Annotated in this window: 10 protein-coding genes; 5 read left to right on the top strand and 5 right to left on the bottom strand. The window is 56.7% G+C overall.

The window, feature by feature from the left end; translation table 11 throughout:
* The 5 genes from ACWIUF_RS07740 to ACWIUF_RS07720 all read right to left on the bottom strand — a co-directional run.
* Positions 1-402, bottom strand: a 402-nt coding sequence (locus ACWIUF_RS07740) for a hypothetical protein (RefSeq protein WP_448571711.1), incomplete at its 3' end; no start/stop codon positions are given.
* Between the two features lie 249 nt (positions 403-651).
* Positions 652-1,353: a polysaccharide deacetylase family protein gene (locus ACWIUF_RS07735; protein ID WP_448571710.1), complete on the bottom strand. Its 702-nt coding sequence runs from the start codon at positions 1,351-1,353 to the stop codon at positions 652-654.
* 70 nt (positions 1,354-1,423) lie between these two features.
* Positions 1,424-1,915 carry a hypothetical protein gene (locus ACWIUF_RS07730; protein WP_448571709.1) on the bottom strand — a complete coding sequence of 164 codons (492 nt, stop codon included), beginning with the start codon at positions 1,913-1,915 and terminating at the stop codon, positions 1,424-1,426.
* An 895-nt stretch (positions 1,916-2,810) separates the two neighbouring features.
* Positions 2,811-4,853, bottom strand: a complete 2,043-nt coding sequence (locus ACWIUF_RS07725) for an elongation factor G (protein ID WP_448571708.1) — start codon at positions 4,851-4,853, stop codon at positions 2,811-2,813.
* Between the two features lie 307 nt (positions 4,854-5,160).
* The gene (locus ACWIUF_RS07720) at positions 5,161-6,708 is read right to left on the bottom strand and encodes a SagB/ThcOx family dehydrogenase (protein ID WP_448571707.1); all 1,548 of its coding nucleotides are present in this window, start codon (positions 6,706-6,708) and stop codon (positions 5,161-5,163) included.
* 161 nt (positions 6,709-6,869) lie between these two features.
* Between ACWIUF_RS07720 and ACWIUF_RS07715 the strand changes: the two genes are divergently transcribed.
* The 5 genes from ACWIUF_RS07715 to ACWIUF_RS07695 all read left to right on the top strand — a co-directional run bounded on the left by ACWIUF_RS07715 (position 6,870) and on the right by ACWIUF_RS07695 (position 11,488).
* Entirely contained in the window at positions 6,870-7,658 is a 789-nt protein-coding gene (locus tag ACWIUF_RS07715) for a sirohydrochlorin chelatase (RefSeq protein WP_448571706.1), read from the top strand.
* Positions 7,655-8,533 carry a cell division protein FtsQ/DivIB gene (locus ACWIUF_RS07710; protein ID WP_448571705.1) on the top strand — a complete coding sequence of 293 codons (879 nt, stop codon included), beginning with the start codon at positions 7,655-7,657 and terminating at the stop codon, positions 8,531-8,533. Before ACWIUF_RS07715 ends, ACWIUF_RS07710 begins: the two co-directional genes overlap by 4 nt.
* Positions 8,534-8,833: 300 nt before the next feature.
* A complete protein-coding gene (gene ftsZ, locus ACWIUF_RS07705; RefSeq protein WP_448571704.1) occupies positions 8,834-10,036 on the top strand; it encodes a cell division protein FtsZ in 1,203 nt (400 codons plus the stop codon).
* 12 nt (positions 10,037-10,048) lie between these two features.
* On the top strand, positions 10,049-10,891 hold the full coding sequence (gene thiD / locus ACWIUF_RS07700) for a bifunctional hydroxymethylpyrimidine kinase/phosphomethylpyrimidine kinase (RefSeq protein ID WP_448571703.1): 843 nt from the start codon (positions 10,049-10,051) through the stop codon (positions 10,889-10,891).
* A 78-nt stretch (positions 10,892-10,969) separates the two neighbouring features.
* Complete coding sequence (locus ACWIUF_RS07695) at positions 10,970-11,488, top strand: hypothetical protein (protein WP_448571702.1); 519 nt, start codon at positions 10,970-10,972, stop codon at positions 11,486-11,488.
* Positions 11,489-11,713: the final 225 nt, after the last annotated feature.

Raw genomic sequence — 11,713 nt, 5'->3', positions numbered from 1 at the left:
AGATTGGGGCGAGCGGCCTAACCCATCGGGGGGCGGATGCAGATTGCCGGGCGGGGCAGGGATAGGTAGCATGGCCTCTAGGGCTGTGGGTAGGGCGGCTGGCAAGGCCGGTGGCGGGGGCAGTAACTCTAGGGATAGGTGGCGGAGAAGGATTTTTTCCACCATCGCCCCCCGCAGACTCAGCCAAAGACTGCACTGTTCCGGGGAGAGTAACACCAGGGTGGGACTACCTTGGTGCTCAAGCTTACAGGCAAGATGATAAACGCGTACCCGTTGGTGAATGGGAAACGACTGAACGTGACAGAAGAGTTCACCACGATAGTGCAACCCTTCGCGGATGCGGTCATCGAGCCAGAAGCGAAACGTAAAAACTTGGTCGTGCTCAGCAATCAGAGGCAGCACGGAACGCCTCCTTGGGGGGACTACCATGACAGTGTTTGCTTGATGCACCCTTCTGAGTTCTTTACAGACGCTTAATCTTTAGGGTTGTCCTGAGGTCTTTAAAGCCTGGCAAACCCCTCTGACTGGCTTCAGAACAAATAAGTTTTTCTTATCTTTCTGCTGCTAGCACGGGGAAGACAACCGCGCTGTGATGCCTGCGCCGCGATCGGCACGATGCCTGTCTATTTCCTATTGTGTGCTAGAAGGGGTTCAACCGGCAATTCTTCGGGTTACGTGTTGTTGCCAAAGTTGGTCCACGGTGACGCATTCAAACCCACGTTGCTGGAGAACCGGTAGGATCTCGGCCACAACTTGAGCCACGTGTCGTCCGCCGTAGTAGCCATCATGGAGAACAATCAGGGAGCCGTTTTGGACTTGATGAAGGAGGCGATCGACAATAATGGCAACCCCTGGCTCGGTCCAATCCTCCGGGACAACGCTCCACATCACTGGTCGATACTGCCACGATCGCAGCAATTGCAACGTGTAGGGGGTGAAGATCCCGTTGGGGGGACGTACATCCCGGATGTTTTGTTGGACAAAGGGGAGGGGCAAGTCACAGGCGATCGCAATTTGGTGCTGGGTGGCCTGGAGTTCTTGCCGGAGACCCACCATGCCCAAGCGCGGGAACAGGCGGTGGCTATAGCCATGTAGACCGAGCCAATGCTGGGCGGCATAGACCTGACGGGCCACCTGGGGGGCACGGGCTACACAGGCCCCCAACCAGAAAAAACTAGCCGGTACCTGATAGTGCTCCAGTACGGCGAGGAGATCGGGGGTATAGGTGGGGTGGGGACCATCATCAAAGGTCAGGGCCACAATCGGCTGCTCGGTAGACCCGGCCCACAGGCACTGGGGAAAACAGGGACTCAGAAGGCGGTAAAGTGGCCCATAAAGGGGGGCAAAGTGCATAGGGTCTTAGGAAAAGGGTGAAGAAGGTGTCCCCTTGATGGTTCTGATATGGTCAACCCCAGTCTAATCCCTAGGCCGAGGGCAAGGTGTAGGCATGGGCGGTGCGGGTAGACCGTTGTTTGGCCACGGCAAGATTGGCCTCAGCCGCCGCGATCGCGCAGGGGCGTTGGAGCGCACAGCAAACCTGACGTGCCCAGGCGGATTGAATTAAGGAGTTGAGGATCTCTCCGGTAATCGGCTTGACCAGATAACCATCCACGCCTAGGTTATGCTCCTGACGTGACCAACGGGGGGCATGGGATTCACTCACCACGACGATCGTCATGCCACAGTCGTCAGTGAGATTACGGAAGCGCTCGACGATCGAGGTATGCCAAACCGATTGGCCACTGGCCAGGATCAGCAAACAGGGAACGGCGTGATTAACGTGCTTCACCGCGTCTTCCAGGGAAGAAACCATGATGACTGAACACTGCACCATCCCCTCTGGCAGTCCATACAGCCACTGGAAATCCTCTGCTGATTGCCCTAAAACCAAGATATAGCTCTGTAAGTCCCCCATTTTGAGTAACCTATTGGTTAGGTGAAGTCATGCTTTGCCAAGATGAGCGGGTGTTTCATCGATCGGCTCCATTGATGGGGAGCATAATATTTCGGCACCTAGTCCCTATCGTTAGCCACTCATCATTAGCCACTCATCATTAGCCACTCATTTTTAGTCGCTGCCTATCGTAGCTGAGGGTGATGCCTGACCAGTTTGTTGCTGCATACAGCCATCCTCTACCTAATCAAGTACCTGCTATCCTTGCGAACAAGGTGCTTGAGTACCTTACCTGTACCTCACTCGGTCTGGAAGTGCTGTCAATTTGCGTCAGCGTGAATTTGCGTCAGCGTGAATTCTTAGCATCGATCCATGATGAATCATGACAGGTTATCCACGGTGTTTTCATTGTAGGCAGCATCTCGATATTTAGGGATTAACTTCCATTTTTTTTTAGTTTAATCAAGCAAATCGGCAAACTCGATACATTTCTTAGGATCAACAGACTTCATAATTCACCCCTAGAAAAATCTTTGTGAAGAATTGAGCGACTTCCTCGGGAAAATACGATCGCGGGGATCAAGCCAACACGAACCTAAAACGACTGGAGAACCGGATTGTCGCTGTATGGCTCTGCGGATTAGGCTGATCCCTGGGTCGGAAGGTGGGTAATCGGTCGTCCCTTGGGCATGGACAGGCTGTAATCTTGCCAACACCAATGGGTGTTGAGTGTGCGAGACCCAACACCTTCAAGGGCTTTGTTGGGTCGCACTGCATTCGACCCAACCTACAACATCAAACTTGATAGACCACTAGTAGCTCGAAAAGTAAGTTCTGCAATGTTCGTAGTGCTGGCTTTAGCCGGCAACGACTAAAGTCGTTACTACCAACGTTGCAAAACTTTATGTTTGCTGTACTAGGCTTGCTGCTGCTGGAGAATTTGCTCAGCCAGTTTGTCTGGGACAATTTGCAGGTGATCGTACTGCCAGTTAAAGGTGCCCACACCCAGGGTCAGCGATCGCAGTTCGACGATGAGGTTCTGGATTTCCGCCTGGGGAAGGTAGGCCGAAATATCATCCCAACTTTTCCAGCCCGCCTTCGCTTCATAGCCAAGGATCTGGCCCCGGTGACCACTGACTAGGCGCAGGACGCCGGCTGTAAAATCGTTGGGCACGGAAATCGTTACCGTCAGGATGGGTTCTAGCAGCGTGGGTTCACAACGGCTCATACCCTCCTGCATGGCCAACCGGGCGGCTTGCTTAAAGGCTTGCTCCGAGCTATCGACCGAGTGGTAAGAACCATTGGTTAAGGTGACGGCAATATCCACAACGGGGAACCCCAGGGGACCGTGGCTGAGGTATTCCCGCACACCCGTTTCCACCCCTGGAATATATTGCTTGGGCACGACCCCACCGACGATGGTTTCCGAGAAACTGAAGCCTGCGCCCCGGTCCAGGGGTTTGATGTCAAGATAGACATCGCCAAATTGGCCATGCCCACCGCTCTGGCGCTTATACCGCCCGTGGACTGCGCTGATCGGCTTGCGGATCGTTTCCTTATAGGGAATTTGGGGTGGATTGGCCGTCATGGGTAGGTTGTACTTGCGGGCGAGCCAGTCCAACGCCACCTTCAGGTGAATGTCCCCCTGGCCCCAAAGGATGATCTCATGGGTATCGCCGTGTTGTTCCCATCGCAGGGAGGGATCTTCTTCCACCAGTTTGCTCAAGGCACTACTGAGTTTGACCTCATCGTTGCGGTTCTCCGGTGCGATCGCTAGGGCATAGACCGGTGTCAACGGCTCCACGCGATCGAGTTTCAGATCGCTGTCGGGGCTGAGGGTTTCCCCCGTCATCAGGCCATCTAAGCGGCTGATCGCAACCACTGAACCAGCCGGAGCCGCGTTCAGGCTGGTACTTTGGGCACCCATCAGGGTATAAAGCCCCCCTATCCGTAGACCGTTGAGGGTCATGCCATCGGTCAGGGTGCCACACCATACGCGCACCAGGGACAGCTTCCCCCCTTGGGGGGTATAGGCATTTTTGAGGATTTGGGCAATGACCGTAGTTTCCGAAGCCGATATCCCGCGCCGTTGGGCCGTTTCAGCGGGGTTGGGCGTTTCTGCCACGAGGGCTTGCAGGAGCGGACGCACCCCAAAGTCCTCAGTGGCAATCCCAATAAAGACCGGGACCACTAAATCGGCGCTGAGATCTTGTTTGAGATCCTTGAGGATTTCGTCGGTGGGAGGATCAACCTCATCCAGAAGTTCTTCGAGTAAATGATCGTCGAATTCCGCGAGGGTTTCCAATAATTCCAAGCGGGCAGCCTGTTCCTGATCCCTTAACTCAGAGGGTAGGGGAACCGCATCAGCGGCAGCCCCCGGATGATATTGATAGGCCGCTTCCGTGATCAGGTCAATGTACCCCACCAGTTGAGCGCCCTTGCCAATGGGATACTGGCAGGGAACCAGAGGTCGGCTAGAGACGCCTTTCAGGGCCGTGAGGACTTGGTTGAAGTTGACATAGCATCGATCTTCGTCAGTACACACCTGGTCTAGCTTGTTGATAAATACCAGGTGGGGAATTTCCCAGTCGTCGAGAAATTTAAACAAGGGCGAGAGGGTGAGAACCCGCTCACTGTTCGCTTCACAAACCACGATCGCCGCATCCACCCCCACCAAGGCATCATAGGCTTGTTGGGCCAATTCGATCGACCCGGGACAGTCGAGAAACGTGAAGCGAATATTCCCGTAGTCTGTGCTAGCCAGGGATACTTCCGTCGTCATTTGGCGAGCACGGGCTTCTGGCGTATAGTCCCCAACGGTATTTTGATCTTGAATACGCCCCTTGCGGGAAGTGGCACCCGTTACAAAAAGTAAGCTTTCCAGCAAGGTCGTTTTGCCACTGGAATAGGGACCCACGATGGCAACATTCCGCAGTTCCCTGTTGCTGTTTTCACTCATTAGCAATTACCTCAAATCTTAAATAAATCTGAATTGACTGGTTCCAAACTGGCGCAATATTTCTTTATGATTTAGGAACCCAATCCAGGCCAAAACTCGGCAGGAACAGGCGGGGACGATCGCGCCTGATCGAGTGAGTTTATGGGCTTTTACCTGCTTTCTACCTTAAGAAAACAGAAAAGTTTGGGATTAAGCGGTGCGTCTGATTGACCTTGCCTATTCCCTGGGTTACTCGCCTAACCCGTCGGATCGTAAGTCCCTATTAAAACCTAAGCGATGCACCATTAACAGAAAAGAAACGTGAAATTTAACGGGGTTGTCCCAGAGTGGTGATGTAGAGGACCGCTTCTTCAACGGGAATGCCCAGAACTTCATTCACTTGATCATCAAAGAAGCCCCCAATCCCACTGACGCCCAAGTCGAGGTAAATGGCGGCCAGATTCAGTCGTTGGCCCAGGTGACCCGCATCCAGGTGCAGATAGCGATAGGCCCGATCCCCATAGCGATCGACGGCGGCTGACAAATCCGCCGTGTGAAAGACGACGGCGGCCGCATCCCGCCCCAATTCTTGGCCCAGGCAGAGGTAGTGTAATTCGCGGCGAAAGTTTTTAAAGCGAATTTGCCGTAATTCCTGGGCCTGGGGGGCGTAGTAATAGCAACCCGGTTCCAGTTCTTCCACCGCCGTCACCACAACGAAGCTCTCGATCAGTTGCAGATCGCAGTAGTCCGGTGTCCCGTCCAAACCCTGTTCCACGTAGTGCTGGGGTTGGTAGGTAAAGTCCAGCAGGGCAATCAATTGCGCGTAGGTGAGGCTGCCCCCCGTATAAGCACGGGTTGATCGTCGCTTGAGGAGGGTTTGCTCTAGCCCTTGGAGGGCCTCCCCCCAGGCGATCGGCTGGGTCTGGCAGGTCAGTCGCGTACAGAAGGGGAAATTGTATTTGTCAGTAGGAGGGGGAACGTCGTAATTCCAGGGCTGAACCGCCTCAGCATTGGCCGGGATTTGACTCGCTTGGTGCAGGGCGGTCAGGAGGGTCCCGTGGGGTAGATCGGTCTCCTGCGGTTGACGAGCGGAGGGTTGGGTAACGCGGGTGATCGGCAAGTTCTGTTCGACCCGCAGGCGATCGGCCAACAGGATCACCGCTAGGGCACCTTCCTGGGTGGGATCAAGGTAGAGCAACTGGTTCAGAGCGTCGTCGGCAAAGCCCGCTAGGAGGTGGGGGCGCCAGTCATTACAGGCCGCTGCCAACTCCAGATTACCCAAGAGATGCCCCGTATCCAGGCAAATGCGTCGATAAGCCCGGTCCTGGTACCGCCATGCCGAACGGTAAAAGACACTGGTGATCACTAGGGCCAGATCAACCGCCTCTAGGGCCGGATGCCAAAAACAGGCCGATCGCAGATCGGACCAGGGCCGACTCTCCCAAAAACAGAGGAGGGAATGGCTGCGGGGCTGGTAGTTATATAACCCTGGTGGTAGGGGGGCTGTTCCCCGCGCGATCACGTAGATCTCAGCGGGATACAGTCCACCAGCGGAGGGGGCAGCCCGGAGATAAACCGGCTCCCCGGTAAGGGTGGGGATGCGGGCGGTGAGGCCATAGCTACAAAAGAGGAGACGGGATAGCCGTTGCCACCAGGCAGCTTGGAAGGCGTCGCTATCGGGATGGGGAGGGATGCTCTGGGGCGAGCGCTCAACTAAATAGGGTTTCAGGGGATAGTCGGTCCCCAATTTATACTCTTTAAAAGGGATGGGCTGTTTTTCCCAGTCTAAGCCCTGGCTGTGGGCCGCAATCGTTTCTGGGGCGTACTTAGTGCGCTCATGGTAATACTCAGCGATCGAAGGAGGGTTAGCTGACATGGTTGATGGGCAGGATGGGCGGGCGATCGAGAACACTCTGTGCTTGATTGTACGCGACCGCACCCACCTCCTAGGGCATTGCGGGCCAGGGGTACCCGTGGTCAGGTAGCCCCCTTCGCCACTCGCCGCTGATGCTTGATATTTCCCCATCGGTACATTGCTTGGACAGGACACACGCTCATCCGCAGCGGGGTGATGCCATCCTGCTGATTACCCACGGTAGCCCAGATTCCCGTGCCCAAAGGGCGGTCCAACACCTGACTCACCAGGTCCAACAGGCGATCGCCCCTGGCGGTCGGTTAACGTTGGGAAGTCCGGTGCCTTGGGTGGAATTGGCCTATCTGGAACAGGGAGATGCCCCCCTCTATGAACAAATTTGCCAATTTGGTGCGGTGGCAATCCAGGCTGGCTATAATCGTCTGCAACTTTTTCCCCTGTTTCTGCTCCCCGGAGTGCATGTTATGGAAGACATTCCAGCCGCCCTCCGGCAAGCCCAAGCAGTTTTGGGTAAGGACATAATGCTTGAGCTTCGACCCTATTTGGGCGCGTATTCCGGGTTAATCCATTGGCTGCACCACCAGCGAGTAGGGCCTGTTGGCCTACCGCGCATTCTGCTGGCCCACGGTAGCCGTTTACCCGGTGCCCAGCAGCAGGTGGCAGCAGTGGCCCAAGCGTTACAGGCGATACCGACCTATCTGACGGGAACCCCAACCCTGGCCGATGGTTTACAAACCTTGGCCCCTGGCGTGCGTGGCCCCGTTTGTATCCTCCCCTATGCCCTCTTTGAAGGCCGGATGACCGCCGCGATCGCCCAATTGATCGACCAATTAGCCCCCCACTTTCCGGGGCTGCACCTACACCTGGAGCCTGCTCTGGGGGCCGATCCCACCTTGGCTAACCTAATTGCGAGCCTCCTGATGGCCGCCCCTGAGTCAGGAGCCGGGTCATGAGTCAACCGCCCTCGGATCTGCCCGCTTCTGACCTCGGTACCACCTCCGCCACCGAACTCATCCAACGGCGGCGGGAGTTGCGCCGTCAACGGCGGGTGCGTGGCTTGCAAGCCGTGTGGCGGGTACTGGCGATCGGGGCGATCGCGGGCAGTGTCGTGTGGATAACCACCCTACCCATCTGGGTGCTGCGGTCTCCGGAGCAAGTCACCATTAGCGGTAATCGCTACCTATCCGAAGCGGCCATTCGTTCCCTGTTGGCTTTGGACTATCCCCAATCCCTGGTGCGCCTAAAGCCGGAAGACCTGGTGCAAACCCTGGAGTCCCACGGCCCGATCGCCCAAGCGGTGGTGACCCGGCGGCTCGCCCCCCCTGGCTTGACCGTGGTGGTGTGGGAGCGCCATCCCGTGGCCCAAACCGTAGCCAGCTCAACGGCAGCGACGGCCCCCAGCGATCGTCAGGTGCTTCCGGCGGGCCTCATTGATGCCAGCGGCGTCTGGATGCCCCTAGCCAGTTATGTGGACCTCGATCGCCAGATTGAACTACCCACCCTTAAGGTGTTGGGGTTGCAAGAGCAGCAACGCAGCCAATGGCCCGCGTTCTATCAAACCCTCCTAGCGAGTGGCGTGAAGGTGAGCGAAATTGATTGGCGTAATCCCGCCAACCTGATTCTGAAAACCGAGATCGGCGTTGCCCATTTTGGTCCCTATAGTTATCGTTTTCCCCAGCAATTAGAGATGCTAAAACGGATGCAGACCCTCCCCCAAAAAGTGAAAAGTAGTCAAATTAGATACATTGATCTGCGCAATCCCGAGGTTCCCGTCCTCCAGATGCAGCCGCCTCCCCCCGCCAAACCCGCCTCTCCCCCCAGCTCCTAGCCCCAGTTAGGGTGCATGGCAGTATATATGTTCTTTCTTGAGACAATGTTGATGAAAATAGCTGCTAACCCGGTACCCAGGCTCCTTAAAAGGCGGCTTATATTTAGCCCCTCGTCATTTGCAAGACCGTGGTTCAGAATAAGTTTGGTTTTTCTAGCGATTTACCCTATAGTTGTCTAGAGTTGTCCAGCCTTTTTATAGATAAAAACGCTTCCCCCATCAATGAGCCTTGATATGGAGCAGGTGTCCATTCACAACAGCTCTAGCCATGCTGAGCCGCAATCTATCTCTTCGCCAACCATGAACTCCTCTAATCCGTTTGGCAACTCAGGGCATCGTCGCCATGCCTACGATGCCGCATCTGATCCCCGCGAAAGCGGTGAATATAGTATTGTGCCGAGTAGTGTCGCCCGTATTAAGGTGGTAGGCGTTGGGGGCGGGGGGAGTAATGCCGTCAACCGCATGATTGCCAGTGACCTGTTAGGGGTTGAGTTTTGGGTCGTGAATACGGATGCCCAGGCGTTAATGCAGTCCAATGCGCCCCAACATATCCAAATTGGCCAAAAGCTAACGCGGGGGTTAGGGGCTGGCGGTAATCCGGCGATTGGCCAGAAAGCCGCAGAAGAATCCCGTGATGACATTGCCGGTGCCCTGGAAGGGGCTGATTTGGTCTTTATTACCGCTGGGATGGGCGGGGGGACGGGAACAGGGGCTGCCCCGATCGTAGCGGAGGTGGCCAAGGAGATGGGGGCATTGACCGTGGGTGTGGTCACCCGTCCCTTTACCTTTGAGGGGCGTCGGCGTACCACCCAAGCGGAGGAAGGGATTGCCGCCCTCCAGGGGCGTGTTGATACCCTGATTGTCATTCCCAACGATCGCCTCTTGTCGGTCATTTCCGAGCAAACCCCGGTCCAGGAAGCCTTCCGCACGGCAGATGATGTCCTGCGTCAAGGGGTCCAGGGCATTTCCGATATCATTACCATTCCCGGTTTAGTCAACGTAGACTTTGCCGATGTCCGGGCGGTGATGGCGGATGCGGGGTCAGCCCTCATGGGGATTGGCATGGGATCGGGTAAATCCCGCGCCCGCGAAGCCGCAATGGCGGCCATTTCCTCCCCCTTACTCGACTCCTCCGTCGATGGGGCCAAGGGGGTCGTCTTCAACATCACTGGGGGTGATGATTTAACGCTCCATGAGGTGAATGCGGCGGCAGAGGTTATTTACGAAGTGGTTGATCCCAACGCCAATATTATTTTTGGGGCGGTTATTGACGAGCGTCTCCAGGGCGAAATTCGGATTACGGTGATTGCCACGGGCTTTAGTGGTGATCCCCAGGTGGCGGCCCCCCCTGTGAAGGGGGCGGTGAAGCGCCAAGTGGTTGCTCCCCCGGTCAGTCGGCCCGCGCCGTCCATGCCACCGAAGCCGCCGGAACCCAGTCGGGGCCAAATTCCGAATGACCCTGATATTCCGGAATTTTTGCAACGCCGTCGCCCTCCCCGCTAGCTTGAGGAATCCATGACCGCTATAACCATTCCGATCGTGCTCACGATCGCGGGGTCGGATAGTGGAGGAGGGGCCGGGATTCAGGCCGACCTGCGGACCTTTGCCTGTCACGGTGTACACGGAACCAGCGCCCTAACCTGTGTCACGGCCCAAAATACGATCGGGGTCAGTCGCGTTGATGCCCTGTCGCCCGAGGCGGTGGTAGCCCAGATTGAGGCCGTCAGTCAGGATATGGCGATCGGGGCTGTGAAAACCGGAATGTTGCTCAATGCGGACATTATCAAGGCCGTGGCCGAGTCATTAGTGCGGTTATCCCTAACCGATGCCTTGGTGGTGGACCCGGTGATGGTGTCACGGGCGGGGGTACCTCTCATCGATGATGCGGCAGTGCAAACCCTACGCCAAGTGCTGCTGCCCTTGGCCCAGGTGTTAACCCCGAATCGCTACGAGGCCCAAATTCTGGCGGGACAAACGATGCAAACCCAGGCTGATATGGAACGAGCCGCCCGGCACATTCAGCAATTGGGGCCAAAGCGAGTCTTGGTGAAGGGAGGCGGCATGGCCGGGGATCTCAAGGCGATCGATGTATGGTACGACGGCGATCGCTGCCACACCCTCAGCACCGAAGTGGTCGATACACCCCATACCCACGGGACGGGCTGTACCCTGTCAGCGGCGATCACCGCTAATCTAGCCCTGGGTTATGACCCCCTCACAGCCGCCCAGCAGGCTAAGCACTATGTTACGACGGCCCTTAAGTACGCCCTGGCGATCGGGCGAGGGCAGGGACCGGTGGGGCATTTTTTCCCCCTTCTTCAGGGCGATCATGCCCACCTGAGGTCACCCTCGGCTTGACCTGAACCCGTATTAGCCATCTGGGGCGACTCATGCCATAATCCAGCACAGAAGGCACGGTGAGAAGGGGAAATGACAATGGGCCAGGTAGCAGGACGTTCGCAGGACCGTTGGCAAGGTTGGCTATGGGGGGCGATCGGAGTCCTTGGGGTTGGCATCACGTCCCAGCCAGGGATAGCCCAGTTCCCACCCACGTCGCCGATTTTTGCGCATTTGACCCTCAGCCCGGATCTCGCCGTAATGGGTGATCCGATCATTCTGGACGGGGTCAGCGGGGGATCAATCCCCGCCCGCCAGGTTGCTGGGCGGCAAGATACACCCACGGGAGCCTGCCTGGGGTTTGTCGAGCGGGCACCGGATTTGACCCTAACCCTGACGGACTTTTTTGACTATCTTAGCCTCCAGGTCATTAGCCCCAGGGATACGACCCTGGTGGTGCGAGGACCCGGCGGCAGTTGGTGCAATGATGATTATGCAGGGACTAAAAACCCTGGCATGGCTGGCCAGTGGTTGGCAGGCACCTATGAAATTTGGATCGGTTCCTATCAAGATCGGGACTACCACCCCTATCGGGTTCAGTTGAGTCAAATTCGCTAAGGAGACAGCGAGTTCGAGCCGTGAGCCATTGCCCTCACCGGGCTGGCCAGCCTAAAACTGAAGCAGCGGTAGCCTTAAGATTTGGTGGGAGGTTTGGGGGCCGATCGCTGGGAGGCTGCCCCCGGTTTAGCTGGAGGAGGGGCCTTCGGTGTCCGGGTAACTGGGGGCGGACTGGCGACGGTTTTGGCGGTGGACGATCGCCGCGCGGCGGCGCTTGTGGCACTG

It is taken from the genome of Trichothermofontia sp. (genome assembly GCF_053493415.1).
This window is presented reverse-complemented; position numbering and strand designations above follow the sequence as displayed.